The organism is Variovorax sp. AB1(2024) (assembly GCF_037482385.2).
Taxonomy (GTDB): Bacteria; Pseudomonadota; Gammaproteobacteria; order Burkholderiales; family Burkholderiaceae_C; genus Variovorax.
Genome location: NZ_JBBHKP020000001.1, coordinates 1956801 through 1982120, shown reverse-complemented (window position 1 = coordinate 1982120; position 25320 = coordinate 1956801). Strand labels below are relative to the sequence as shown.

Genomic DNA, 25320 nt, shown 5'->3' with positions numbered 1-25320 from the left:
GCTGCTTCAGCCGATGCCGAACCGGTGCTCGGTCGCGCTGCGGAACACCTCGGACGGTCGCATCACCGTGGACGGAAAGTCCGGCCGGTTCGGCGAATCCGGGAAGTGCTGCGTTTCCAGGCACAGCCCGTCGCCCTGCCGCAGGCTCGCGCCGCCGCTGCCCAGCAGGGTGCCGTCGAGGAAGTTGCCCGAATAGAACTGCACGCCGGGCTCGCTGGTGTGCACTTCCATCACGCGGCCCGACGCCTCGTGCGCGAGCCGCGCCGCCAGCGCCAGCCCCTGGTGCGCGGGGCTCCGGTCCAGCACCCAGTTGTGGTCGTAGCCGTGCGCGAGCAGCAGCTGCTCATGGCCCTGGCGGATGCGCTCGCCGATGAGCGTGCCGGCGCGAAAGTCGAACGGCGTGCCGGCCACGTCGGCCAGGCCGGTCGGTATGAGCGTGGCATCGACCGGGCAATAGCGGCTTGCCGGCAGCGTGAGCCGGTGGTCCATGACAGAGCCGCCGGCATTTCCTGCAAGGTTGAAGTAGTCGTGATGGCTCAGGTTCAGCACCGTGGGCCGGTCGGCCAGTGCGCTGTAGTCGATGCGCCAGGTGTTCGCCGTCGCGCTCAGGGTGTAGCGCACCGTGGCCCGCAGTTCGCCGGGGTAGCCCTCTTCGCCATCGGGGCTGGTGTAGCGCAGCTCGATGGCGATGTCGCCGCCGGCCTCTTGCACCGTCAGCGGCACGATGTCCCAGAAGCGCGTGCCGAAGCCCTTCGCGCCGCCGTGCAGCGAGTTGGGGCCGTCGTTCAGCACGAGTTGCCGAGCCACGCCGTCGAGCGTGAAGCGCCCTGCCGCGATACGGTTCGCGAAGCGGCCGACGATGGTGCCGAAGTGCGGATGCGGCTTCAGGTATTCGGCCAGCGACGGCAGCCCCAGCACGATGTTCGCGGGCTGCCCGTGCCGGTCGGGCACGCGCAGCGCGGTGACGATGCCGCCGAGGTTGATGGCGCTCAGGCTCAGGCCCCGGCCGTTGTCGAGCGTGTATTCGGTCACGGCGCGGCCGTCGGGCATGCGGCCGTAGGCGCGCGAGGTGATGGAGCTGCTCATGGGGGTGTGCGTTCTGGAAGCTGGGGAAACAGCGCCTCGCGCGCGCACAGCGAGGCGGTGCGCAGGCCGATGCGGTCGGTGAGGTCGTGATATTCGGGCGGCTCGGCCGCGTGCGTGCGGATCTCCACGCGGTGCCCGGCCTTGCCCACCGCGTCGGCAAAGCGCTGCTGCAGCGCGAAGGGCGTGTTGCGGTCGTCGCGGTTGCCGATCAGCACGATGCGCCGCGACGGGTCGCGCGCGATGCCGCCCACGTGGTCGAGCGGGTCGTAGAACTGCGCGCTGCCGGTGGTGTCGGTGCGCCCGCCGTTCGAGCGGCCCAGCAGCGTCGCGCGCTCCAGCAGCCCGAAGGCGCCCGATGTCAGCACGGCGCAGGCCACGCGCGTGCGCCCCAGCGTGAGCAGCGCGGCGCCCGCCGTGGCGCCGCCGCTGTGGCCGAGGATGACGATGCGCTGCAGCTTGTGGCGCTGCATCAGCGCGTCGAGCGCGGCGTCCAGCGCATGGAACTCCACCAGCTCGCGGCGCTTGCGGTGGTCGCCCGACGAGCCGTAGGTGCCCGGCCGCGCGACGAAGACCCAGGGCACGCCGGCGCGGTCGCGGCTGCGCTGCGCGTCGAGCGTGCGCAGCGGCTCGGTGTTGCCGGGAATGCGCGTGGGCGCCTGGTCCATCACGCTGTCGCGGTCGCCCGAGAACTGCACGATGGCGATGCGCGCGCCGTCGATGTCGTCGCTCGCGAAGTAGCGGATGCACGCCGGCCCCTCGACCGGCTGCACCCACAGGTAGCCGGCACGGTCGGGGCAGCTCGCGCGGTCGGCGGGCTGGTTCCAGTGCAGCACCTCGTCGTTGCCGGCGGCAAAGGGGCGCGGCACGTCGGGGCCGGTGCGCTGCGCGCAGGCGGCCTGCGCCAGCGCGCACAGCACGACGAAGGCGCCGCGGGCGTGCCGCCGCAGGTAGCCGAGCATGCTCATAGCTTGCGCAGCAGCACGGGCACCTCGCCGAAGTCGGACCCGATGCGGTCGCCCTTCACCAGCACCAGGTCGCCGTCGCGCAGGAAGGCGCCCAGGTAGCCCGCGAGCTGAGCCGCGTCGTCGAAGTGCGGGCCGAGCAGCTCGGCCGGCACTTCCTCGCGCAGCCAGCGCATCTCGTCGCCGTGCGTCACCACGTGCGCGATGCCCGACTGCAGCAGCGGCGCGGCCAGGCTGCGGTGCATGGCCTCGGCGTCCTTGTCGAGGTTGATGATGCGGCCCAGCACGCCGATCTTGCGCACGACCGGGCCCTGCGCCGCGTGCTGGAAGCCGCGCACGAACTCCATGGCATTGCGCATCGACAGGACCTCGGCGTTCCAGCTGTCGTCGATCAGCGTGGCCTGCACGCCGGCCTGCGTGCGCAGCGGATGCACCTGCATCACCGAGGCCGGCAGGCGCACATGCGGCATGCGCGCGCAGGCGGCTTCGGCGTCGAAGCCCATGGCCACCAGGGCCGCGAAGGCCAGCGCCGAATTGCGCACCAGCCCCGCGCTGTGCAGCGGGAACGAATACGCCACGGTGCGCCCCGCCATCGCGATGCGCACGCGGCAGCCGCCGCCGGGCTCGGGCTGCGTATCGACGATGCGGATGTTGGCGTCGGGCCCCGGGCCCACCACCCAGATCGCGCCGGCCGTTCGCGCCGCCGCCTGCACCACCTGCTGCAGGCAGGCGATGTGGTCGGGCACGATGGCCACGCCGCCGGGCTCCAGGCCCAGGAAGATGCGCGACTTGTATTCGGCCGTGAGCTCCAGCGTCGAGGCCTGCCGGGTCTGCGACAGCCCGATCTCGGTGATGACGGCCACGTGCGGCCGCGCCACCAGCGATATGGGCCCGCGCTCCATCCACAGGCCGCTCTGCGCCATTTCGAGGATGCACACGTCGGCGTCTGCCGCCAGGTTGGCCAGCATGGCCGGCACGCCGACGCGCGAGTTGTAGTTGTCGATGGTGGTGTGCACGCGCGCGCGTTCGGGCAGCAGGTCGCGCAGCATGGCGATGGTGGACGACTTGCCCACCGTGCCGGTCACGCCCACCAGCAGGCCCTTGTAGCGCGCCCGCGCGGCGGCGCCCAGCGCGAGCATCGCGGCAATCGGGTCGTCCACCTTCAGCAGCGGGAAGTCCGCGTCCAGCCCATCGACCTCGTGCGCGACCACGGCGCCGGCCAGCGCTTGCTGCAGCCTGGGGAGTTCGAGGTGGCGGTCCCAGTTGTCGGTACGCGGCTTGCTGTAGCTCTCGTGCACGGCGAGCGTGCGGTAGTCGGAAGCCACGAAGAGCGACGGCGCCGGCAGCATCGACATGTGGGTGGGCCCGCGCACCACCGAGTTCACGAACCAGCCCGGGGGCGGCTCCACCAGCCAGCGGCCGCCCGTGACCTGCTGCAGCTGCGCGGCGGTCCACACCGGCGCGGGCTCGTTGCCCTCGCCCAGGCGGTCTGCAGCCAGCACGGGCGCGGGGCGCTCGGGCAGCGGCACAGGAAGTTCCGGCACGCGCAGGCCGCACCACACAGGCAGGCGCCGTGCGCTCGATATTTCTGGCGGCAGGCCGGGCAGGCTGCCGCGCAGGCGCACCTCGATCTGCAGCACGTCGCTTTCGAGCAGGCCGGCGCGCGGCGGGCGCAGGCCGTAGCGGTCGCGGTAGATGCGCCCGGGCTCCCAGCGGCTGGTGGGCCACATCCAGTCGCAGGGGTCGTGGTCCATGCCCTCGCCCCAAGGCGGCATCGTGCGGCTGCGCATCGGCAGCGCGCGGAACTGCAGCCGCAGGTCGGCCGCCACGGGCTCGTCGGCGCACCAGAAAGACTCGACCCACAGCATGCGCCGCCCGGCGATCTGCCGGGGCGCGATGCGCAGCCCCAGCAGGCGCAGCGGGCCGAACTGCAGCGGCTTGATGTGTGCGTCGAACGGCACCGCATCGACCAGCCATTCGGAGCGCGGCGCGCGCACCGGGCCGACGACCGGCGTGGGCCGCGCGGGCCGGGAGGGCGGCGCCTCGGCCGCGGCCGGGTCGGCCTGGAACACCGGGCGCTGCGGCGGCGACAGCCGCAGCGTGCAGCGGCCATCCTGCGCCACCGCCAGTTCCGTCCCGAGCGCGCGGCATTGCGCCGCGAAGCGCGCGCCGAGCGCCTCGGCCTCCGCGCCCGCCAGCTGGCGCGAAAAGCCGTAGCCGACGCCGACCGGCGTGAACACCACCGCCTCCACGCCGTGCAGGCCCAGCGCCAGCGTGAACACGCCCGAGTCGCCGAAGTCGTTGCGCACGGAGTCGAACAGCAGGTCGCCCGCGTCATGCAGGATCGGCCGGCCGCGATAGACCTCGATGCCCTGCAGCACATGCGCCGAAGTGCCGAGCACCGCGTCCGCGCCCGCATCGACGATGGCATGGCCGACGGCGATCTCGGCCGCCGTAGGCTCGGTCTCCAGGTTGGCGCCCCAGTGCACCGCCACCAGCACCACGTCGGCCTCGCGGCGCGCGGCTTCGATGCGCGGGGCGAGCTCGGCGCTCCATGCGGCGGGGTCGTCGAGCGGCAGCCAGGCGGCGCCCGCGCGTTCGGCGGTGGCGGCAAAGCGCGGCTGCGTGGCGTCGAGCGAGAACAGCGCCACGCGCACGCCGCCCGCACTGCGGAACGCGGGGCGCAACGCGGCCTCCAGCGTGCGGCCGGTGCCGGCATGGGCGATGCCGGCGGCGTCGAGGTGCGCCCGCTGCTCCAGCAGCGCCTCGGCGCCGTAGTCGCCGCTGTGGTTGTTGGCGGTGGCGACCATGCCGATGCCGGCCTCGGTCAGCACCGCGAGCATCTCGGGCCGCGCGCGGTAGTAGTACGGCCCGGCCTCGCCCTTGTCCACGCCCTGCTCTCCCGTGGTGGCGACCACGCATTCGAGATTGACGATGCGCAAGTCGGCATCGCGCAGCGCGGCGATGTCGCCGAGCATCCTGCGCGCGCCGCCCAGCTCGTGCATGCGGAAGTGCTGGCGCCGCCCCAGGTTCACGTCGCCGCCCCATGCGACCGTGCCGGCGCGCCGCCCTTGCTGCAGGCCCTCGCTCGCCTTCAGCATGCGGTGATAGGCCATGTAGCCCGACAGGTAGTGCTCCACGTCGTCGATGCGCACCCGGAAGCTGTGGTGCTTGATGAAGAACGAGCCCGCGATGCGGTCGGGGTTGCGGAAGAACATCGCCAGCTCGGGCCAGAAGTGGCCGTTGGCGAGGTAGCGCGCGCGGTAGGCCAGCGCGCGGTCGAACTTGTCGCGGTCGAGTTCGGCCAGCAGCGGGCGCAGGGCCGGGTCGGCTTCGAGCCGCAGCACCATGTCGCGCGCGGCCATCATCAGCTCGAGCAGCGTGGGGAAGGTGGTGATGCGCTCGAGCACGAAGTCCAGGTAGCCCGCCACGTTGCGCAGGCCGAACTGGTAGTAGCGCGTTTCGGGCCGGTAGCGGGTGAGCTCGTTGACGCAGTAGCTCAGCCAGTGGTCGTGCGCGCGCCAGTGCTCGGCCGCGATGAAATGCTCGAAGGCTTTCTCGACCACCGCGAGCCAGCGCGCGTCGCGCGTGAGGCCGTACAGCCGCATGAGGCCGAATGCGGCCTCGCCGTCGTAGTAGATGACGCGGAACTTGTCCTTCACGTCGAGCGCGGGCGCATTCAGCACGTGCACGAAGCTGCCGGTCTCCGCGTCCTGCATGTGGCGGATGCCGAGCGCGAGCTGCTCCAGCAGCGGCAGGAACTGCCTGTCGCCCGTGAGCTCCGTGTACTTGACCAGCGCGAGCAGGCACACGGCGCTGCCGCCGAGCTTGATCTCGTTGCCGATGTCCAGCAGGTAGGCCGCGCGCGTGCCGTCGGGCAGCACGGCCGGGCGGATCAGCGTGCCCGTGAGGAAGCCGATCGAGCGGTCGATGGACGCTTTCAGAGTGTCGTCGCGCGTGAGCTCCCAGGCCTCGAGCATGGCGTAGGTCGAGCTTGCGTGGCGCAGCGTGTTGTAGGTGGGAATGAGGCGGTCGAAGCAGGGAAACCAGCCGTAGTCGAACTCGCCCGTGGGCTTGACCTGGGCGGCGAGGTAGGTGCTGGCGTCTTCGATGAGCGTGCGGATCTGCGGCGCGTTCCAGTCGGTGAGGGTGCGAAAGCCCGCCGCCTGCCCTTCGGCGGTGATGGGCCATGCGCCCTTGGCGTCGACGTACACGGCGCGGGTGGTGAAGCACCAGACGGGCGTTTCGTCGTCCGCCGGAAAGTCGATCTCGCGGCCGAAGCGGCGTTTGCTAAGCAGGTGCAGGTTGCCGGGGTTGGGCTCGGCGTGGTCGACGTCGCCGTTGTAGAGCACCGCGCCGCCGTGCATTTCCTGCGCGAGCAGGGCCATCTCGAAGCGCGCGTCGAAGGCGATGCCTTCGTTGAAGTAGTTGCGCTTGGTTTGCGCCAACTTCGCCTTGAGCTCGCGCCAGCGCATGGGGCTGACTTTGTCGACGACTTCGGCGCGCAGGCGTTGCGGCGGGTTTTCGCCGCGGGCGGCCTGCGCCGCGATGGCTTCGGCGGCGGCTTGCCATGCGGCCTCGACGTCGGCGCCACGGCCGGATGCCACGCGGGCGCGGCTGCCGCCTTCGCCGGTGGCAAAGAACACGACGCATCCGGCCTCCGGGGTGGCGGGGTTCGCTACCGGCAGCATGCCCGCCGGGTCCGCCAGGGCTTGCCTGGCTCGGTTCAACAGATCGGCGAGGGGGTTCGGATCGATGTTCATGCAGCGGCGAATGATGACAGGGCGTTGCGCGGCTTGCCATCCCGTCAATCCATGGGATTGGCCTTGTCGACGGCCAATCAATAGCTGACGCTCACAGGAAGCGTGGCTTGCCCAAGACCACCGCGAGGACGAGCCGACGAGCGGGACCGGTCAACGCGAGCGAAACACGATCTCTTGCATCCTCCGGAGCTTTGGCGTCACCGCGGGCACGGTCAGCATGGTGCTCGCAACTGCCATGACGAGAAGCGCCGTAAAGGTCTCGTTGGTGATGATCGCCTTGTCCAGCAGGACGTTGGCGAAGATGATCATGATGAGGGCTTTGGTCTGGAGCAGCCAACCGATCAGAGAGCCCTCGCCCGGCTGCCATTTCAACAGCCGGCCGGCCATGCCGAGTCCGATGAGCTTGCCGGCCACCGAGGCCACCAGCAGTACCGCCGCGACCAGGAAGACCGCCGTGCCGCCCACCTGCCAGTTGGTGCGCAGTCCGGTGCTCAGGAAAAAGACCGGCATCACCACCAACAGGACGTTGTGGCGCAGCCAGTCCATTTGCTCCTGATCGAACCACTCCCCGTCCATCACCGCGCCGGCAATGAATGCGCCGACCATGTAGTGCAGGCCGCACCAGTCGGCGCCCAGACCGCAGGCCGCAAGCCAGATAAGACCCGCATACCACCGGTCGCGCTCGGGCACGCGCACCATCAGCCAGCGAAACGCGGCCGCGGAGACTGCGAAGACCACGAGGAAGCCAGCCTGCTTGCCCACCCGCCCCCAGTCCATGAGAATCAGCGCCAGCACACCCCAGATGGCGATGTCGTCCAGGCTCGCGTAGCGCAGGATGCGCTGGCCGATTGGCTGGCGAAGAATCTGCAGCTTCTCCATCAGCAGAATCAGGATCGGCAACGCGGTCACGGCGCACGACATGCCAATGCCCAGCACGAACTGCCAATGCGTCGCCTTCGCCCCTATCCAGCCTGGATAGGAAAGCAGCGCCAGTGCCGCCGCCGCGCCAAAGACAAGAGGCACGCCAAGCGCAAGGCCAGCCGTGATCCCGCTCTCGCGACGATGCTCCCAAGCCTTGCGCAGATCCAGCTCGATGCCTGCGATCCAGACGAACATCATCACGGCCCACTGCGCGACTCCATTGAGCGACTGGATCACCGGCCCGTTGAAGACGAACTTGTAGTAGTCGGGGAACATCGCCCCCAGCACGCCCGGGCCAAGCACGATGCCCGTGATGATCTGCACCACGACAAGCGGCGCGAAATAATCGGTTCGACCAAGACGCCACACCAGATATGGGAGCGAAAAGATGATCAGCATCGCGATCAGGAAAATCTCAGAAGTGCTCACTTGACCGCCGTCAGCCTGAAGTTGAATCGCGGCGAGTCTGCCATACGCCGAGCGGCCCCGAAGGGGCTTTTGCGATGGCTGACACAGGCTACAGTCGGCCAAGTCCGGACTCTCATCACGGCGAGCTGGCAAACGACACGACGGCTACAAAAGCATGCGTACCGAATTCCGATGAAATTCAATGATCTTGCTCGCAAGGCCGCCAAGGGCCCCGGACCGCTGTCCTACGGTGGCTCGGTTCATCCAGAAGATTTGATTCGGTTTTCTCTGGCGTATGGCGCTGACGGCGCCGATGAGATTGAGCGGCTGTCCAAGCAACACGGATGGCACGAAGACGGTCTGCTTGAGGACGGCTCGAGGGTGGCGCCGCTCGCGCGCTGGGCCGTGGCCTGCGTCGCGTACGGCCGCGGCGGCGTTGCGTCGCTGCAGCACTTGCTGACCGATCGGACGCTCGCGACGTTTGCCATTGCGGTTCTTGAGCAAGTTCGCACCGCGTCTTGCGTCACGGCTCTGTTGGACTACTGCATGTCGACCACTGCGCTTTCAGACGAGCCAAGCGATCCATTCTGGCAAGCGCTCAGCGCGCTGAATACGTTGACGAGTTTCGACGACGGTCTGGTACTGCCGCAAGATCAGCAGGAGAAGTTGAGAGACCTGGTGATCGAGACATTCGCCAGCGCCACCACATCACATCAGCAGACACTTTGCCTATGTGCCTTGAGAGGGGCTCCAATAGAGGGAGCGCTGGAGTGGGCAGAGGCGCAGACGGTGACCGACCCGACCGTAAGGCGCGCAAAATCCGCCGCGTTGAAGTCGCTCCGACGCCGTCTTTCCGGCGCCTACAAGCCACCCAGTGCCGAGCAGAAACGTCAGATCCGCAGGCAGCGAGCCCTCGATGTCTAGAGTGCTTCCGGCCACAACCGGACCTTCGCCATGAAGCCAGAAAATTGCCCAGTACCTGCAACAGTGGACTATGTCAAAGTAGGTCGTGAGTCGCACGAGCTGGCGATTCGCCACGGACGAGATGCACACAGGTATGCGCTGCGCCTGTCTGAGAAAGCCAAGGACGCTGGCGATGCTGGGGCAGCCGCATTCTGGTACGCGGTCAACCGGGCGCTAGAGCCGAGGACATAGCGAGTCACTTGTAAGGCCTGCTTTGAGCCTTCGCGACGGCAGAGCGACCGGCTACAGTCGGCCAGAACCGGCCGTTCGATGACTGCTCAGAATTTTCACGGAGAAGGGACTATGTGGAAGCGTGGCGATGTCGCTGAAGGTCAGGACTATCAGCTGGTGTTGGTCCAACGGCGCGACGGTGCTCGCACATACGTGCTGTGTGAAGTCGGCCAATGCGAGGGCGTCGAGGAGCGAGTGTTCGTCACAGCCGTCGTACCCCGGGAGCTTTTAGTGAAAGGCGACCTCTTCGGCATCGCCAAGGCAGTGAAATTGGCAGACGGCTCCTCCTTCGGCGTCGAGGCCCATGGCGTGTGGTTGACACCAGAGGAGTGCGCCGCTTTTGAACGCCACGTGACTTGGTACGAAATGCCTTGGCTGAACGGGTTGGCTCCTGTTCTCCCCCCAAAATAGGCGGTGACTCGCGACAGCCGTACATGGCCAGAAGCAGAGGTTGAGGAAACGGAATGATTGAATTGCAAGTGCGCGACGAGTTGCTCCAGGCGGAGCATGTTCTCGATACGAAGTTTTCTTTCGATCAGGCTGAGCCGTTCTACCGCCGCTGCCTTGCGCACATCGAATCTGCACCACAAGACCGCGAGGCCATTGAGCAGCTGCTGATCCGTCTGTTCCGCGACCGGCAGATCAGCAGCGAGCCGTTGGCATACCTCATGCACGTCCTCCGCTGGGAAGGTGTGCGCCATGCAATCGAGGCAGACTTGCGAAGCCAAGCTTCGCCCATCATCACTGGTGTCGAGCACGGGAAGGTGCTGGATGGCTTCGATACGGAATGGGGCAACAAGGTTTTCTACCGATTCTCGTGACAGCCTATGCTCGGCACTAAGAGTCACATGACCGTTCTAGGCATCTAGCTGTCTCGCCCCTGTGGCAGGATCCGGCGGCGGATTCAACCGGTCATTCGTTGGCATCGTTTGATTTGCGATCCAAAACGGACCGACTTACCGCCTCACTGTTCGCCGCTTTAGATCCTGAAACCTGAAAGCACGCCTACGAAGACTGTCCCTCGCGCGGGATGCCTGTGACGGTGACAGGATACGGAGCGCGCGTGGCCCGCTTGAAGATCGACGGCGAGATGCCGGTGTGTTCCTTGAAGAAGCGCGAGAAATTGCCCGGCGCCGAGAAGCCCAGGTCGAGCGCGACGTCGGTCAACTCGCCGCCTTCGCTGACGCGGCGCATGGCTTCCTCGACGCGCACGCCGCTCCAGAACACCTGCGGCGTCGTGTGCAACTGATCGCGGAACAGCGCGAAGAAATGCGCGCGCGACAACCCGACCTTTGCGGCGATCTCGTCGATGCTCGTTTTCTCGGAGACATGCGTGCGCATGTGAGCGATGGCGGCGCGCAGGCGATGGTCCAGCGTCACGCCGATGCCCCCGGGCACCGGAGCGGCATCCGCGCCCGTCGTGGATGCAGCGATGGCGGCCTCCAGTAAGCGCTCCACCTCCTTGTCCACCTGCTCGCGCCCTGCACCGGCGGAGATCATTAGGTCCAGCACCCGCCAGCATGAACGCCGCAACGCGTCGCTGATGAGAACTCGCGGAGACGGGAACCGAAAGCTCCGATCCTTTGCCTGGCTGAGGTCGTCGAGCCAGTCCTTTTTGATCATGAAGACGATGAAGAGGCTTGATCCGCTGTCTTCCAGCCGCACCATGTCATGCGCCTCGAAAGCGTTCACACCCAAAGCCACGCCTTCGCCGTAAGGCACGACCTCAGAGCCCACATGGGCACAGGCGCGCGCACCGCCCAGCCATAGGGCGAGCTGTGTTTCCGAATGAGCATGCGACACCAGGTTGGCGCTCGCCTCCAGGACGATTGCCGTGCCGAACGCGCCTTCATGGAGTGCATAGGCTTCCTGCATCTGTCTCTCATCGAAGTCGTTTGCGGCGATTGTTCCCTCGCACGCATCGGGCCAACACAGCGCCCCGGGTAAGTCCTTAGAACGACACCAGACGATTCGATACGTCGCCGGATCGGTCGATAAGCGCTCCTGGGCCACAATTTTTAAAGTTGGCGCATCGCAAAAACACAGGAGCAAACCTCATGCGAATCGCCACTTTCACGAGCGAGGGACACCGCAAGGTCGGCCTCGTTTCCGCCGACGGCACGACCGTCACCCCGCTGAAGCTCACACAGGCCCAGGCGGACACCGGCGTGCTGACGCTGATCGAAACCCTGGCCGAGGGCGGCCCGCTTCCGGAGCCAGCCGGTCCCGCAGTCAACCTGGGCGACGTGGTGCTTGATGCGCCACTGCCCAAGCCGCGACGCAACCTCTGGTGCGTGGGGCGCAACTACCATGCGCACGCCAAAGAACTGTCTGCTTCGGTGTTCAAGGACAACGCGGCCAGGACCGACGAATGGCCCATCGTCTTCACCAAGGTGCCCGAGTGCGTTGTCGGCCCGCACGACGACGTGCTCGTGCCTTCCGAGGTGTCGACGCAGATCGACTACGAAGCCGAACTGGCCGTCATCATCGGCAAGGGCGGCAAGAACATCACGCGCGCAGCTGCGATGGCGCACGTTTTCGGCTACACAGTCGTCAACGACGTGACCGCGCGCGATGTGCAGATGCGCCACGGGCAGTGGGACATGGGAAAGTCCTTCGACACCTTCTGCCCTATGGGCCCATGGATCGTCACGGCCGACGAGTTCGACGGCACGAAGACGCGGGTGCGCTGCTGGGTCAACGGCGAGCTGCGCCAGGACGGGCCGACCGAGAACATGATCTTCGACATCCCGACGCTGATCGAGACCATCTCGCGCGGCATCACGCTCTACCCCGGTGACGTGATCGCGACCGGCACACCGGCAGGCGTGGGCATGGGCATGAGCCCGCCGCGCTACCTGCGTGCAGGTGACGTGGTGCGAGTCGAGATCGACCGGCTCGGCGCCATCGAAAACAAGTTCGTCTGAAAGGCTGCGCATGACGACTCATGTTCTGAACGGCCTGACTGTCGAGATCGACGGTGAAGGCGAGGCGCTGCTGTGCATCCACGGACTCGGCGGCTCATCGAACAACTGGACCCCACTGTTGCCGGCGCTTGGCGGTTTTCGCCGTATCAGGCCCGACCTGCCAGGCAGCGCGAGATCGCCACTGCCGGCTGACGGAAAGGCTTTGTCAATCAAGGGCTACGTGGATGCAATGTCGCAGCTGCTTGCGGAGCTCGGCATCGGGTCGGTGCATGTGATGGCGCACTCGATGGGCACGATCGTCGCTCAACACTTGGCACTGCGCGATCCCGGTACAGTGAAATCGCTGGCACTCTTCGGCCCGCTGGCTGCGCCTCCCGATGCCGCGCGCCCCAACATCGCGGCCCGGGCCAACGCGGCGCGGGGCGGTGTGTCGGCCATGCAGGAGATCGCCGACGCCATCGTGAAGGGCGCGACGAGCACGCGAACGAAGGAGCAGCAACCGGCGGTGCTCGCGCTGGTGCGTGAGAGCGTGATGCGCCAGTCGCCCGAGGGTTACGCGCAGAGCTGTGCGGCGCTCGCCGATGCGCAGTCGGCCGCGCTCGAACGCCTTGATGTGCCGACGCTCTTGGTCACCGGCGACCAAGACGGAGTAGCCCCGGCGGCAAACGTCCGCGCCATGCAGGAACGCATCGCCGGCAGCCGCCTCGTCATCCTCGACGGGTGCGGTCACTGGACGACTTTCGAGCAGCCGCAGCGCTGCATACAAGAACTCGAAGCCTTCTACGCGGCACTCCGCTGAGACGTCGCGAGACTCCATTTCGACAACCCATTGCCGGCACCGCATGCCGGAGGAGACAACGATGACCCGTATTGCATTCACCAATGTCCGCATCTTCGACGGCACGGGCGAAGACCCTTTTACCGGTGACCTTCTCGTCGAAGGAAAGCGCATCGTAGAAGTCGCTCGCTTTCCGAAGCGCGTGAGCACCGATGACGCGCGCGTGATCGACGGAAAGGGGCGCTTCCTCATGCCCGGCATGACCGAGGCCCACACGCACTTTTCGTGGAATGACCAACCCTCGCTCGCGGCCATCCAGTTCATGCCGCCCGAAGAACACATGCTCTGGTGCGTGCGCGTCGCCAAGCGCTACCTGGACATGGGCTGGACCTCGGCGATTGGCGCAGCCGCAGCCAAGCCGCGCCTGGACGTGGTGCTGCGCAATGCCATTGAAGCAGGCGAGTTCCCAGGCCCGCGCTACTTGGCCGGCAGCCAGGAGATCACCACCATCGGCGCGTTGGGCGACAACACGCTGCCACACATGAAGTTCGAAGAACTCAGCTTCGGCAGCGTGTGCAGCGGCCCCGAAGAGATCCGCAAGTCGGCGCGCACCTTCATCAAGTACGGTGTCGATCACCTGAAAATCAATCTGTCGGGCGAGTACATTGCTGGCCTGCCCGCCGAGATGTCACCTTTCGCGGAAGACGAGGTGGCCATGCTCGCGCAAGAGGCCAAGCGCTACGGCAAACGCATGGCTGCGCACGCGCGCTCGAGCGAGTCGGTCAAGCAGTGCGTGCGCCACGGCATCGAGATGGTCTATCACGCCAGCTTCGCAGATGCCGAAGCACTTGACATGCTCGAAGAGGCAAAAGACCGGCATTTCGTGGCGCCCGGCATCGGCTGGCTCATTCGCACGACTTACAACGCGGCCGAATACGGCATCACCGAAGCCGTGGCGACGCAGATGGGCTACAAGCGCGAGCTGGAGGTGGCATCGGCTTCACTGCGCGAAATGCACAAGCGCGGCATCCGCATCCTGCCCGGCGGTGACTACGGCTTTGCCTGGATGCCGCACGGCACCAACGCCAACGACCTGCAATATTTCGTCGACTACATCGGCATGACGCCGAAGGAAGCGCTGATGGCGGCTACACGGCTGGGCGGCCAGATCATGCTCCGGCCCGACGAGCTGGGGCAGTTGAAGGCGGGCTTCCTGGCGGACATCGTGCTGGTCGACGGCGATCCGCTGCAAGATCTTTCGTTGCTCACCGATCCGGCCAAGGTGCAGCTCGTGATGAAAGACGGCGTGATTCACAAGGATTGTGCGACGCCCGTACCTTCGGATGCCGCTCTGCACTTGGAAGGCGGCGATACACCGCTGCGGGAACAGGGGGTCAAGGAGGCATTGGCGGAGATGCACTGAAAGCAGTCCTTACCAACGATGGCTTTGCCAAACGCGGAGCCATCGCTTCGGGGCCATCAAAATTCGAGGCGCGAACGGCAGCTTTCGAGCGCTGCGCACTTCCGCAATGGCCCCACCGCGGTCTTCCCACATTGTCCAAAGCTGCCGGTCTCGCCAAAGCCAAAAGACATCTCCCTCCATGCACTGTCTAGCTAGGCACACTGAATAAACTCCAGCCATGTCCGCCGCTCTAGCCCCACGCGCCAAATGCACCGCTTGCCTGCGTCCGCTGAGCGGCTGCATTTGCCGCTGGGTCGCGCCCATCTCCCATGCGGTGGAGGTACTGGTGCTGCAGCACCCGCTGGAGGTACACCAAGCCAAAGGCAGTGCGCGCCTGCTGCATCTCAGCTTGGCGCACTGCCGCCTGGTGGTGGGTGAGGCATTCGCCGTGCCGGTCTGGCCGGTGGACGGGAAGCACACGCTGCTGCTGTACCCGGACAGTCTGCAAGATACCGCCCCGGACTTGCGGGTCCCACCCCAGCTACCGCCCGAGTGGCTGCAAGCCCAGTCGCGCCTGCGTCTGGTCGTGCTGGACGGCACCTGGCGCAAAAGCCGAAAGATGCTTTACCAAAGTCCGCCACTGCAACAGTTGCCCCGCTTGGCCCTGCGCAACCTGCCGCCTTCGCACTACCGTATCCGCAAAGCCCATGGACCCGACCAACTGTCCACGCTGGAGGCGACCTGCTACGCCTTGAGCCAACTGGAAGGAGACGCGGAGCGGTTCCAGCCCTTGTTAGATGCCTTCGACGGGTTTGTCGAGTACTTGGAGCAAGCTGGCGGGCAGCGAGACGCGCAAACCTGCAAGTCCTGCCCTCCAAAGCTTACGGGGTTCATCCAAGTGGCCAGCTGAATGGCTGGTTGGGCCACAGACCCACAAGCCACCTCAATCAAGCCGAATTTCCTCCATCACGGAAGCTTCAGCTGTCGCACCTGAATCTGCGGCCCGCAGATCGACCGCTGTCAGCCGGGCTCGGGCGCTCCGCGTCGCGCTTTCTCGCTCACCTGAAACAGCTCTCCCGCCTTGCGAGCCATATCAGCCGCAAGCCAGAGCAGATTGCCCAGTGCCGAGGCGCTGCACCGTTGTGCCAGTCGATGCCTTCGCCGTGGCATACCTTCCACGGCAGCACCGAACGCTCACGCCGATGAGGTGGCCTGCGCAGCGAAATAAAGGATGGGCGGAGGACATTCGCTGAGGGGAGCACCCGGCGTCCTGCGCACGGTGAGTGCGGCTGTGGCGTTGGGGGTTCGAACGCTGGGACGAGTTGCAGATGGATATGCGCGGGTGCGCCGCTGAGCTTTTTACGAACGGCGAGCGCCGATGAACCAAAAATAGTCGGCAACATGGACATTGAAATGGCGCAGACTGCGATTCCCTATGCGACCAGGACCGGTCGCATTTTTTGAAAGAAAGGAAGCATGTCATGGTCACAGTCGCGTTGTTCGTTCGCCTGGAAGCGAAGCCCGGGAAAGAGAAAGAGGTCGAGAGTTTTCTCAAGGGTGGTCTTCCTCTCGTCATGGAAGAGCCAGCCACTACCGCCTGGTTCGGCATTCGCCTTGGGCCGTCGACCTTCGGAATCTTCGATGCCTTTCCGGATGACGCAGGCCGCCAAGCGCATCTGTCGGGCAAGGTTGCGGCGGCTTTGATGGCACAGGCGGGGGAGTTGTTCTCCGAGCCGCCATCCATTCAAAGTGTCGACGTGCTTGCGGCAAAGCTACCCGGCTAGGCAACCCATCAGAGCGCGCCAGCCGCTAGCCGCCGGTCTCAGGCGCTGCGCGTCGCGCCGTCTCGCTCACCTGAAACAGCTCCCCCGCCTTGCGAGCCATATCAGCCGCAAGCCAGAGCAGGTTGTCCAGTTGCCGAGGCCCTTCACCGTTGTGCCAGTCGATGCCTTCGCCATGGCAGACCCACAGCAGGGCTTCGAGTTGCGAGAGGGTGTTTTCGAGAAGATCCGCCGGGTCTTGGGCGTTGTCTTCGAAGCTACCGGCGTAGTTGGCCGGGCTATAGTCTTGGTAGCCATTTTTGTGCGGTTCCTTCCAAGGTGGTTGCACGAACTTGGTTAGACGGTCGGGGTGCTCGATACACCTCGGCCGTCGCCTTTTGATACCTCGCATTTGCGTCGCTGCTTTCGCACCGACGACCTGCCGCGAGGCAAGCAGCCTTCGAACATTTCGGTGTTGGGTGTGTTGGCTTCCTTCTCCCCTTGGTGGGACATCGAGTGACAGGGGCATCCACTCTAGCGAAGAACCCGGCGAAACAGCCGCTCGACAAAGCACGAAGTCCCCCAGAGCGCCAACAAATGCAGCTTCCACAGCAGCACGAACGCTCACGCCGATGGGGTGCCTTGCGCAGCGAAATAAAGGAGGAGCCCGAAGGGCGGGGGACATTCGCGGAGCAAGGCACCCCGTCGGCGTGAGCACGCCCTGAAGGCATCCGACACACACGCATTCGATACCGCATCGAGCCGCAAGGCTTCTGCGCCGGCCGGCATGCGAATCGCGCCCGCGCCGCAGAATTGCCGCTCCTGTGGAGCCGCATCGTCATCATGAGTCAACCAACATTCCCGCCCCGCCTGTTCGAGCCCCTGAAGCTCGACCAGCTTGAGATAGATAACCGCATCATCATCGCGCCGATGTGCCAGTACTCCGCCACGGAGGGCACGCCGGGCGACTGGCATCTGATCCACCTCGGCCACCTGGCGCTTTCCGGCGCGGGGCTGCTGATCATCGAAGCGACGGCAGTGGAGGCCGAAGGGCGCATCTCCCCCGGCGACCTCGGCCTTTATTCCGATGCCAATGAAGAAGGCCTGGCGCGGGTGCTGCATGCCACGCGCGCTTTTTCGCCCATCAAGATCGCCATGCAGCTGGGGCACGCGGGGCGCAAGGCGTCGAGCCGCGCGCCCTGGGAAGGCGGCAAGCAGATCCGCCCCGGCGAGCCCGGCGGATGGAAGGCATATGCGCCCTCGCCCGTGCCGCATTCGCCCACCGAAGACCCGCCCATCGCACTCGATGCCGCCGGCCTGCGGCGCGTGCGCGATGCCTTCGTGGCGGCGGCACGGCGCGCGGCGCGGCTGGGCATCGACGGCATCGAGATCCACGCGGCGCACGGCTATCTGCTGCACCAGTTCCTGTCGCCCATCGCAAACCACCGCGACGATGAATACGGGGGCAGCCTGGAGAACCGCATGCGCTTTCCGCTCGAAGTGTTCGACGCGGTGCGCGAAGCCTTCCCGGCCGAGCGGCCGGTGTGGGTGCGCGTGTCGGCCAGCGACTGGGTGCCCGGCGGCTGGGACCTCGACGGCACGGTCGCGTTCTCGCAAGCACTGAAGGCGCGCGGCTGCGCGGCCATCCATGTGTCGAGCGGCGGCGTGTCGCCGCAGCAGGCCATCACGCTGGGCGCGGGCTACCAGGTGCCGTTCGCGCAACGCATCAAGGCCGAGGTCGGGCTGCCGACCATTGCCGTGGGGCTCATCACCGAGCCGGCCCATGCCGAGGCCATCATTGCCGACGGGCAGGCCGACGCGGTGTCGCTGGCCCGCGCGATGCTGTACGACCCGCGCTGGCCGTGGCACGCGGCGGCCGAGCTGGGCGCGCAGGTGAAGGCGCCGCACCAGTACTGGCGCTCGCAGCCGCGCGAGTTCAAGGACCTGTTCGAGAACGCGGCGTTCGGCGCGCGCTAGGCCCCGGCCAGGTCCAGATAGAAAAAGGTGGTGGCGCACGGCTCGCCCCGCGGCAGCAGCGCGAAGCCGGGAACGCTGCCCACCCGCGTCCAACCCGTGCGGACGTAGAGCCGCTCGGCCTCGGGGCTGGAGGTGTCGAGCACCAGCAGCGTCTTGCCGCGCTCGCGCGCCTGCTGCTCGGCTGCGCGCATCAGCAGCTCGCCGATGCCCCGGCGCCGCGCCCTGCGGTGCACCAGCATCTTGGAAACCTCGCCGCGGTGCGGCTGGTTCTCGGGCTGCGCCAGCACCACCTGCACGGTGCCGACGATGCCTTCGGCGTCTTCGGCCACCAGCAAGTCGCGCTCGCCGGCGGCGACGCCCGCGGCCACGTTGCGCCAGAAAGCCTGTGCGCGCTCGGGCGTGAGCGGATGCATGAAGCTGACCGACGCGCCGCCCTCGACGCAGTCGATCAGCAGGTCGGCCAGCGCCTGCAGCTGGTCACCATCCACCGCCGAAAGAAGACGGATGCGCGGCGCTTCGAAGTTGGTCATGTCGCTCATTTCCAGGAAAAAGGCAGGGTCGCGATCACCACGGCGTAGCGGGTGGTCTCGCGCGAGGGGTTGTAGTAGCTCATGGGGCGGTCCAGCACCATCGCCAGGCAGTCGCCGGTGGAAAGCCGGTGGTTCTCGTCGCCCAGCGTGAGTTCGATGACGCCGTCGAGCACCCACACCTGCTGGTGGATGAGCGGCTCGCGCGCCGAGCTTTCGTAGGCCACGCGGGCCTTGGGCGGAAACAGCACCTCGACGATCTGTATGGGCGAAGCGAAGCCGCTGGGCGACACGTTGCGCCGCACGTAGCCGGAGTGCGGGTCGCGCCACTGCAGCTGGCCGGCCAGCCGCGACACCGGATCGGCGGCGGGCGCCGGCGCCTCGAACAACGAGGCCAGCGACACGCCGAGACCGGTCGCGAGTTTTTCGAGCAGCACGGCGGTGGGACTGCTTTCGCCGCGCTCGATCAGCGAGATCATGGAACGGCTCACGCCGCAGTGCGTGGCCAGCGCGTCGAGCGAAAGGCCGCGCTGCGCGCGCAGGTCGCGTACGCGCTGCGCGATGCGGTCGTTCAGCCCGGATGAGCCTTCTTCGATTTCCTTCATATTGGATGAAATATCCACCATGAAGGAATCCCAGTCAAGCCTCCAGGCAGTTCGCCCTCACCGGGAAGGGCCGATCAATGCGGCACGCGCGGCTTCCGAAGGAAAGACGCAGGCCACGTCGTGCGCGCAACCCGGCACGACCACGACCTGGCGCTGCTTCTCGGGCGCGAGCACCGAGCGGTCGTACTGCGCATAGGCCAGGCCGCGCTGCAGGCGGAAGGTGCCTTGCGCGAGCGCCGCGCAGGAGCGGTCGAGAACGCGGTAGGCCGTGCCCTTGGCATCGTTGCTGTCGAGCGCGCCTTCGAGGTAGCTGATGTCGGCTTCCGCGTACTGCCGGCGGGCCTGTTCGGCGCCGCGCCCGAGGTGCGCGGGCAGGTCGTCGGTGCCGTACTTCCAGCGGTTCGTTTCGGGGCATGCGGCGGCGTCGGGCACCGCGAATCCCGCGACCGACGTGCCGTCGAGTGCGAACCGAGGGCGCACCGGGTCGAAATAGAGCCACGTGCTCGGGTCGGCGACCACGTAGCGGATGGCGACCTTGCCCGCCGTGCCCGCAGTCCCGCCGGTCCGCGCGAAGGCGGCATAGCGCTGCACGAACTGCCCGCCGGCCGAGAAGCCCGCGATGGTGATGGTGCGCAGGCCCGGCCAGCGCTGCACCAGCTCGGCCACGAGCGCGTCCATGACCGCGAACGAGCCGATGCGGCTGCCCGATGCCGAACGGCCGCCTTCGAGCCAGGAGCCGCAGGTCCACAGCAGGTCGCCGGGCTGCGGCGCGGGCAGGCCCGGCGTGTTGCAGCGGCCTGCCGCGGCTTTGTCGGCGGGCACCTGGAACAGCGGCGCGATGACCAGCGTGTCGTCCAGCGTGCCGGCGTTGCGAACGGTGCGCAGCGTTGCCTCGAAGGTCTTGTTGGCGTCGCGCGAATGGCCGTGCATGGCGATGAGCGCCTTGGTCGGGCCGGCTGCGGGATCGAGCGAGGCGTAGTAGTGCAGCGCACCTGCGGCACCGTCCGGCGTGAAGCTGCGCAGGCATTCCGCGGCCGCCGAGGCCGTGCAGGCGGAGGAGTCGGCTGCCGCCGCATAGGCCGGCCAGCACACCGGCAGGCACGCGGCCGCAAGGAAAAGAAGGAGCCTTCTGCAGCTGGGCATGTTCGCGAAATTCCAAAAAGGGATGGATGGCGGATTCTCTGCCTGCCGCCATCTGCGAACCTGACTGCGCCAGTCGCTCTGAACCTAGCGATTTACTCTGCCAAACAACAAATCTTCGAACACAAATTCGGCGATCAGGCGCAGATCATCCAACATATCTCCAGCACGAGCCGCCATGAGCACCACCACCGACTCCGACCCCCTGCCCTCCTCGTTCGCGGCATTCGCCGACGGCCTGCCGCCCGGCCCTTCGCCGCTGCGCGAGCAGATCACCGCGGCCTGGCGCCGCGCCGAACCCGAGGCATTGCCGCCGCTTCTCGAACAGGCCCGCCTGCCGCGCGGGCAGGCCGAAGAGGCGCATGCGCTGGCGCATCGCATCGCGCGGCAACTGCGCTCGCGCAAGAACGCGAGCGGCCGTGCCGGCCTCGTGCAGGGTCTGCTGCAGGAGTACGCGCTGTCGTCCCAGGAAGGCGTCGCGCTCATGTGCCTGGCCGAAGCGCTGCTGCGCATTCCCGATGCCGAGACGCGCAACGCGCTGATCCGCGACAAGATCGCCCACGGCCAGTGGCAGACGCATGCGGGCCGCAGCCCGTCGGTGTTCGTCAACGCCGCCACCTGGGGCCTGCTGCTGACCGGCAAACTGGTGGCCACGCACAGCGAGACCGGCCTGTCGGCCGTGCTCACGCGCCTGATCGGCAAGGGCGGCGAGCCGCTGATCCGCAAGGGCGTGGACATGGCGATGCGCATGATGGGCGAGCAGTTCGTCACCGGAGAAACCATCGCGCAGGCGCTGGGCAACGCGCGCGAACTGGAGGCGCAGGGCTTTCGCTATTCGTACGACATGCTGGGCGAGGCCGCGCTCACCATGGAAGACGCCAGGCGCTACAAGCTCGCCTATGAAGAGGCGATTCACGCGATCGGCAGGGCCTCGGATGCGCGCGGCGTGTATGAGGGCCCGGGCATCTCCATCAAGCTGTCGGCGCTGCACCCGCGCTACAGCCGCGCGCAGCACGCGCGCGTGATGGCGGAGCTGTACCCGGTGCTGCGCGAACTGACGCTGCTGGCGCAGCGCTACGACATCGGCCTGAACATCGACGCCGAGGAAGCCGACCGGCTGGAGCTGTCGCTCGACCTGCTGGAGCGCCTGTGCTTCGAGCCTGCGCTCGCGGGCTGGAACGGCATCGGCTTCGTGATCCAGGCCTACCAGAAGCGCTGCCCCTTCGTGATCGACTACGTGATCGACCTCGCGCGCCGCAGCCGCCACCGGCTGATGGTGCGGCTGGTGAAGGGCGCCTACTGGGACAGCGAGATCAAGCGCGCGCAGATCGACGGCCTCGACGGCTACCCGGTCTACACGCGCAAGGCCTACACCGACGTGTCTTACCTCGCCTGCGCGCGCAGGCTGCTCGCCGCGCCGGAGGCGGTGTACCCGCAGTTCGCCACGCACAACGCGCACACGCTGGCCGCCATCTACACCATGGCCGATCCGTCGCGCTACGAGCCGGGGCAGTACGAGTTCCAGTGCCTGCACGGCATGGGCGAGCCGCTGTACGAGCAGGTGGTCGGCCCGCTCGGGCGGCCGTGCCGCATCTATGCGCCCGTGGGCACGCACGAAACGCTGCTGGCCTACCTGGTGCGCCGCCTGCTGGAGAACGGCGCGAACACCTCGTTCGTGAACCGCATCGCCGACCCGACGATTTCGCTCGAAGCGCTGGTGGAAGACCCGGTGGCAACGGTGGAACACATGGCCGCGCAGGAAGGCACGGTGGGGCTGCCGCATCCGGCCATCGCGCTGCCTGCGGCGCTGTACGGCACGCAGCGCCGCAACTCGCGCGGGCTCGATCTCGCGAACGACGACAGCCTGCGCCTGCTGGGCCAGAGCCTGGAGGCCACCGCGCATGAGGGCTGGCATGCCGGGCCGATGCTGGCGGTGGATGCCGTCACGCAAGCCGAACCGGCCGATGTGCTGAACCCCGCCGACCATCGCGATGTGGTCGGGCAGGTGCGGGAGGCCACGCCGGCCGATGTCGAATCCGCCGTTTCGCAAGCCGCGGGCACTGCCGGCGCCTGGGCCGCCACGCCGCCCGCCGAGCGCGCCGCCGTGCTCGAGCGCGCCGCCGGCCTGCTCGAAGAACAGATGCCGCGCCTGCTCGGGCTGCTGGCGCGCGAGGCCGGGAAGACCTATGCCAACGCCATTGCCGAAGTGCGCGAGGCGGTGGACTTCCTGCGCTTCTATGCGGCGCAGGCGCGCAGCGATTTTTCGAACGACACGCACCGCGCGCTCGGCACGATGGTGTGCATCAGCCCGTGGAATTTTCCGCTCGCGATCTTCACCGGCCAGGTGGCGGCCGCGCTCGCGGCCGGCAACCCGGTGCTCGCCAAGCCGGCCGAGCAGACGCCGCTGGTCGCCGCCGAGGCGGTGCGCCTGCTGTGGCAGGCCGGCGTGCCGCGCGCCGCGGTGCAGCTGCTGCCGGGACGCGGCGAGACGGTGGGCGCCAGCCTGGTCGCCGACGCGCGTGTGCAGGGCGTGATGTTCACCGGCTCGACCGAGGTCGCGCGCATCCTGCAGAAGACGCTGTCGCAGCGCCTCGGTGCCCACGGCGCGCCGGTGCCGCTGATCGCGGAGACGGGCGGGCAGAACGCGATGATCGTGGACTCCTCCGCGCTGGTGGAGCAGGTCGTCACCGACGTGATGGCCTCGGCCTTCGACAGCGCCGGCCAGCGCTGCTCGGCCCTGCGCGTGCTGTGCGTGCAGGAAGAAGCGGCCGACCGGCTGGTCGAGATGCTCGAAGGCGCGATGGCCGAGGCCTGCATCGGCAATCCCGCGCGGCTGGCCGTGGACGTGGGTCCGGTGATCGACGCCGAGGCGCGCGACGGCATCGAGCGCCACATCGCAGCCATGCGCGCGCGCGGCCACAAGGTCTACCGCCAGGGCCGCGAGCATGGGCAGGACACGCGCCACGGCACCTTCGTGATGCCCACGCTGATCGAGCTGGACAGCATTTCGGAACTGCAGCGCGAAGTGTTCGGCCCGGTGCTGCACCTGGTGCGCTACCGCCGGCGCGACCTCGGCGCGCTGGTCGGGCAGATCAACGGCACGGGCTACGGCCTGACGCTGGGCGTGCACACGCGCATCGACGAGACCATCGCGCAGATCGTGCAGCACGCGAAGGCGGGCAACGTGTACGTCAACCGCAACATCGTGGGCGCGGTGGTGGGCGTGCAGCCCTTCGGCGGCGAAGGGCTGTCGGGCACGGGGCCGAAGGCGGGCGGGCCGCTGTACATGCTGCGCATGCTGTCGAAGCGGCCCGACGATGCGATGGCGCGGGCGATGGGTGGCGAAGGCGCTTGCGAGGCGGTGCCGAACGCAGGCCTGTCGGCGCTGGCCCGCTGGGCCCGGAAGACCGGGCGCGACGCGCTGGCCGCGCAATGCGCGCGCTTCGCATCGCTGTCGCGCGCCGGCGATTCACGCACGCTGGCCGGCCCGACCGGCGAGCGAAACGTCTACACGCTGCTGCCGCGCGAGGCAGTGCTCTGCCTGGCCCGCACCGAGGCCGACCGGCTGGCGCAGCTGGCGGCCGTGCTGTCGGTGGGCAGCACCGCCATCTGGCCGGCCGATGCCGACACGCAGGCCCTGCGTGCGTCGCTGCCGGCCGAGGTGCAGCAGAGCGTGGCCATCGCCAGCGACTGGCGCTCGCCGACCGTGGCCTTCGACGCCGCGCTGCACCACGGCGACGAAACCGGCCTGGCCGATGCGATGCAGCGCATTGCCGCGCGGCCCGGCCCCATCGTCGGCGTGCGGGCCTTCGCGCCGGGCGACGCGGACATTCCGCTCGAAAGCCTGGTGGTGGAACGCGCGCTCAGCGTCAACACCGCGGCAGCGGGCGGCAACGCAAGCCTGATGACGATCGGCTGATCCGGCCTTCTACTTGTCGAACGCCGGATCGATCGGCACGCGGTAGCCGTTGACCAGCCGGTTGGTCTCGTTGGCCATGCCGACCACGGCCATCAGCTCCGCGAACATCGCCGGCGTCATGCCGGCCTTGGCCGCGCCCGCATGGTGGCTCGCGATGCAGTAGCCGCAGTTGTTGGTGACGCTCACCGCGAGGTAGACCATTTCCTTGACCACCGGGTCGAGCGCGCCGGGCGCCATCACCTCCTTGAGGCTGCCCCAGGTGCGCTTGAGCGTGGCGGGATCGTTGGCGAGGTACTTCCAGAAGTTGTTGACGTCGGGCACGTTGCGCGAGGTCTTGATGTCGTCGAACACGGCCTTGACGTCGTCGGAGGCGGCGGCGTACTCGATGGGTTGTGGCTTCACTATTCAATCTCCTGGAACGAAGGCCGCATTGTGGAGCGGCCGTCGCCATCAGTCAGGCACCGCCGGCTCCGGCCGCCGCCAGAGCCACGCGAGCACGACGGCCATCGAGCCGATGCCGAGGCCCGCAAGCCAGGCCTTGTGCGCGGTGAGCGCGATGACGACGGCGCAGAACGCCATCGCCGCGGTGGCGCTCCACTTGGCGCGGCGGCTCACTGTGCGCCCGTTCTCCCAGTTGCGCAGGATGGGGCCGAACAGCCGGTGCTCCAGCAGCCAGCGATGCAGCCGCGGCGAGCTGCGCGCCGCGGCCCACGCGGCCATCAGCACGAACACCGTCGTCGGCATGCCCGGCACGATCACGCCGATGACGGCCAGCACCAGGCACAGCGCGGCAAAGGCCAGCAGCAGCCAGCGGGCGGCCAATGGCAACGGGCGCGGCACGGCGACGGCGGCATCCGCGGCGGGCGGGTTCTTTTCTTCGGCGGGGATCACGGGCCGATTGTCTTTCAGCGCACGACGCGCATCGCCACCGGCCGTTGCAGTTGCCGGCCA

21 protein-coding genes are annotated in these 25320 nt (G+C 67.6%); 10 read left to right on the top strand and 11 right to left on the bottom strand.

Annotated features, from left to right (window positions below):
• Nucleotides 1–6: 6 nt before the first annotated feature.
• From WIX39_RS09260 to WIX39_RS09245, 4 genes are all read right to left on the bottom strand, one after another.
• Nucleotides 7–1086 carry an aldose epimerase family protein gene (locus WIX39_RS09260; RefSeq protein WP_409194944.1) on the bottom strand — a complete coding sequence of 360 codons (1080 nt, stop codon included), beginning with the start codon at nucleotides 1084–1086 and terminating at the stop codon, nucleotides 7–9.
• Nucleotides 1083–2051, bottom strand: coding sequence for an alpha/beta hydrolase family protein (locus WIX39_RS09255; protein WP_409194943.1), 969 nt, complete (start codon nucleotides 2049–2051; stop codon nucleotides 1083–1085). The genes WIX39_RS09260 and WIX39_RS09255 overlap by 4 nt, the downstream gene beginning before the upstream one ends.
• Nucleotides 2048–6811, bottom strand: a complete 4764-nt coding sequence (locus WIX39_RS09250; RefSeq protein WP_409194942.1) for a CapA family protein — start codon at nucleotides 6809–6811, stop codon at nucleotides 2048–2050. The genes WIX39_RS09255 and WIX39_RS09250 overlap by 4 nt, the downstream gene beginning before the upstream one ends.
• A 150-nt stretch (nucleotides 6812–6961) precedes the next feature.
• A complete protein-coding gene (locus WIX39_RS09245; protein ID WP_409194941.1) occupies nucleotides 6962–8161 on the bottom strand; it encodes a cation:proton antiporter in 1200 nt (399 codons plus the stop codon).
• A 171-nt stretch (nucleotides 8162–8332) separates the two neighbouring features.
• Here WIX39_RS09245 and WIX39_RS09240 point away from each other — a divergent pair, with 171 nt between their 5' ends.
• The 3 genes from WIX39_RS09240 to WIX39_RS09230 all read left to right on the top strand — a co-directional run bounded on the left by WIX39_RS09240 (nucleotide 8333) and on the right by WIX39_RS09230 (nucleotide 10155).
• Nucleotides 8333–9064 (top strand): hypothetical protein, encoded by a 732-nt coding sequence (locus WIX39_RS09240; RefSeq protein WP_155742526.1) that lies wholly within the window; start codon nucleotides 8333–8335, stop codon nucleotides 9062–9064.
• 309 nt (nucleotides 9065–9373) lie between these two features.
• Nucleotides 9374–9745: a hypothetical protein gene (locus WIX39_RS09235; protein ID WP_409194940.1), complete on the top strand. Its 372-nt coding sequence runs from the start codon at nucleotides 9374–9376 to the stop codon at nucleotides 9743–9745.
• Between the two features lie 53 nt (nucleotides 9746–9798).
• Nucleotides 9799–10155, top strand: coding sequence for a hypothetical protein (locus WIX39_RS09230; RefSeq protein ID WP_081268427.1), 357 nt, complete (start codon nucleotides 9799–9801; stop codon nucleotides 10153–10155).
• A 184-nt stretch (nucleotides 10156–10339) separates the two neighbouring features.
• Here WIX39_RS09230 and WIX39_RS09225 read toward each other — a convergent pair whose 3' ends face one another.
• The gene (locus WIX39_RS09225) at nucleotides 10340–11209 is read right to left on the bottom strand and encodes a helix-turn-helix domain-containing protein (RefSeq protein ID WP_409194939.1); all 870 of its coding nucleotides are present in this window, start codon (nucleotides 11207–11209) and stop codon (nucleotides 10340–10342) included.
• 182 nt (nucleotides 11210–11391) lie between these two features.
• Between WIX39_RS09225 and WIX39_RS09220 the strand changes: the two genes are divergently transcribed.
• The 5 genes from WIX39_RS09220 (at nucleotide 11392) to WIX39_RS09200 (ending at nucleotide 16225) form a co-directional block, all read left to right on the top strand.
• Entirely contained in the window at nucleotides 11392–12261 is an 870-nt protein-coding gene (locus WIX39_RS09220; RefSeq protein ID WP_409194938.1) for a fumarylacetoacetate hydrolase family protein, read from the top strand.
• Nucleotides 12262–12271: 10 nt separating this feature from the next.
• Nucleotides 12272–13060, top strand: a complete 789-nt coding sequence (locus WIX39_RS09215; protein ID WP_081268430.1) for an alpha/beta fold hydrolase — start codon at nucleotides 12272–12274, stop codon at nucleotides 13058–13060.
• A 61-nt stretch (nucleotides 13061–13121) separates the two neighbouring features.
• Complete coding sequence (locus WIX39_RS09210; protein WP_409194937.1) at nucleotides 13122–14462, top strand: metal-dependent hydrolase family protein; 1341 nt, start codon at nucleotides 13122–13124, stop codon at nucleotides 14460–14462.
• A 217-nt stretch (nucleotides 14463–14679) separates the two neighbouring features.
• On the top strand, nucleotides 14680–15351 hold the full coding sequence (locus tag WIX39_RS09205; RefSeq protein ID WP_409194936.1) for a tRNA-uridine aminocarboxypropyltransferase: 672 nt from the start codon (nucleotides 14680–14682) through the stop codon (nucleotides 15349–15351).
• Between the two features lie 571 nt (nucleotides 15352–15922).
• Complete coding sequence (locus WIX39_RS09200) at nucleotides 15923–16225, top strand: putative quinol monooxygenase (RefSeq protein WP_081268433.1); 303 nt, start codon at nucleotides 15923–15925, stop codon at nucleotides 16223–16225.
• A gap of 25 nt (nucleotides 16226–16250) precedes the next feature.
• On the opposite strand, the gene WIX39_RS09195 is transcribed toward WIX39_RS09200, so the two are convergent.
• On the bottom strand, nucleotides 16251–16550 hold the full coding sequence (locus tag WIX39_RS09195; protein WP_409194935.1) for a hypothetical protein: 300 nt from the start codon (nucleotides 16548–16550) through the stop codon (nucleotides 16251–16253).
• Nucleotides 16551–17044: 494 nt separating this feature from the next.
• On the opposite strand from WIX39_RS09195, the gene WIX39_RS09190 reads away from it, so the two are divergent.
• The gene (locus WIX39_RS09190; protein ID WP_409194934.1) at nucleotides 17045–18178 is read left to right on the top strand and encodes an NADH:flavin oxidoreductase/NADH oxidase; all 1134 of its coding nucleotides are present in this window, start codon (nucleotides 17045–17047) and stop codon (nucleotides 18176–18178) included.
• Here the strand turns inward: WIX39_RS09190 and WIX39_RS09185 are convergent.
• From WIX39_RS09185 to WIX39_RS09175, 3 genes are read right to left on the bottom strand one after another with little or no spacing between them, the layout of a single operon-like run.
• A complete protein-coding gene (locus WIX39_RS09185) occupies nucleotides 18175–18708 on the bottom strand; it encodes a GNAT family N-acetyltransferase (RefSeq protein WP_409194933.1) in 534 nt (177 codons plus the stop codon). The two genes, WIX39_RS09190 and WIX39_RS09185, sit on opposite strands and share 4 nt — an antisense overlap.
• Before the next feature lie 5 nt (nucleotides 18709–18713).
• A complete protein-coding gene (locus WIX39_RS09180; RefSeq protein WP_409194932.1) occupies nucleotides 18714–19310 on the bottom strand; it encodes a helix-turn-helix domain-containing protein in 597 nt (198 codons plus the stop codon).
• Between the two features lie 57 nt (nucleotides 19311–19367).
• Nucleotides 19368–20453, bottom strand: a complete 1086-nt coding sequence (locus WIX39_RS09175) for a hypothetical protein (RefSeq protein ID WP_409194931.1) — start codon at nucleotides 20451–20453, stop codon at nucleotides 19368–19370.
• A gap of 175 nt (nucleotides 20454–20628) precedes the next feature.
• Here WIX39_RS09175 and putA point away from each other — a divergent pair, with 175 nt between their 5' ends.
• Nucleotides 20629–24369 carry a trifunctional transcriptional regulator/proline dehydrogenase/L-glutamate gamma-semialdehyde dehydrogenase gene (putA, locus tag WIX39_RS09170; protein WP_409194930.1) on the top strand — a complete coding sequence of 1247 codons (3741 nt, stop codon included), beginning with the start codon at nucleotides 20629–20631 and terminating at the stop codon, nucleotides 24367–24369.
• A 9-nt stretch (nucleotides 24370–24378) separates the two neighbouring features.
• On the opposite strand, the gene WIX39_RS09165 is transcribed toward putA, so the two are convergent.
• Nucleotides 24379–24771, bottom strand: a complete 393-nt coding sequence (locus WIX39_RS09165) for a carboxymuconolactone decarboxylase family protein (RefSeq protein ID WP_409194929.1) — start codon at nucleotides 24769–24771, stop codon at nucleotides 24379–24381.
• Between the two features lie 48 nt (nucleotides 24772–24819).
• On the bottom strand, nucleotides 24820–25260 hold the full coding sequence (locus tag WIX39_RS09160) for a YbaN family protein (protein WP_234382081.1): 441 nt from the start codon (nucleotides 25258–25260) through the stop codon (nucleotides 24820–24822).
• Between the last annotated feature and the right edge of the window lie 60 nt (nucleotides 25261–25320).

Coding starts and splice junctions, on each gene's coding strand:
- WIX39_RS09180 (WP_409194932.1), bottom strand. CDS start 19,310: ATGAAGGAAATCGAAGAAGGCTCATCCGGGCTGAACGACCGCATCGCG.
- WIX39_RS09255 (WP_409194943.1), bottom strand. CDS start 2,051: ATGAGCATGCTCGGCTACCTGCGGCGGCACGCCCGCGGCGCCTTCGTC.
- WIX39_RS09230 (WP_081268427.1), top strand. CDS start 9,799: ATGATTGAATTGCAAGTGCGCGACGAGTTGCTCCAGGCGGAGCATGTT.
- WIX39_RS09240 (WP_155742526.1), top strand. CDS start 8,333: ATGAAATTCAATGATCTTGCTCGCAAGGCCGCCAAGGGCCCCGGACCG.
- WIX39_RS09190 (WP_409194934.1), top strand. CDS start 17,045: ATGAGTCAACCAACATTCCCGCCCCGCCTGTTCGAGCCCCTGAAGCTC.
- WIX39_RS09200 (WP_081268433.1), top strand. CDS start 15,923: ATGGTCACAGTCGCGTTGTTCGTTCGCCTGGAAGCGAAGCCCGGGAAA.
- WIX39_RS09220 (WP_409194938.1), top strand. CDS start 11,392: ATGCGAATCGCCACTTTCACGAGCGAGGGACACCGCAAGGTCGGCCTC.
- WIX39_RS09250 (WP_409194942.1), bottom strand. CDS start 6,811: ATGAACATCGATCCGAACCCCCTCGCCGATCTGTTGAACCGAGCCAGG.
- WIX39_RS09225 (WP_409194939.1), bottom strand. CDS start 11,209: ATGCAGGAAGCCTATGCACTCCATGAAGGCGCGTTCGGCACGGCAATC.
- WIX39_RS09205 (WP_409194936.1), top strand. CDS start 14,680: ATGTCCGCCGCTCTAGCCCCACGCGCCAAATGCACCGCTTGCCTGCGT.
- WIX39_RS09260 (WP_409194944.1), bottom strand. CDS start 1,086: ATGAGCAGCTCCATCACCTCGCGCGCCTACGGCCGCATGCCCGACGGC.
- WIX39_RS09235 (WP_409194940.1), top strand. CDS start 9,374: ATGACTGCTCAGAATTTTCACGGAGAAGGGACTATGTGGAAGCGTGGC.
- WIX39_RS09210 (WP_409194937.1), top strand. CDS start 13,122: ATGACCCGTATTGCATTCACCAATGTCCGCATCTTCGACGGCACGGGC.
- WIX39_RS09215 (WP_081268430.1), top strand. CDS start 12,272: ATGACGACTCATGTTCTGAACGGCCTGACTGTCGAGATCGACGGTGAA.
- WIX39_RS09175 (WP_409194931.1), bottom strand. CDS start 20,453: ATGCCCAGCTGCAGAAGGCTCCTTCTTTTCCTTGCGGCCGCGTGCCTG.
- WIX39_RS09185 (WP_409194933.1), bottom strand. CDS start 18,708: ATGACCAACTTCGAAGCGCCGCGCATCCGTCTTCTTTCGGCGGTGGAT.
- putA (WP_409194930.1), top strand. CDS start 20,629: ATGAGCACCACCACCGACTCCGACCCCCTGCCCTCCTCGTTCGCGGCA.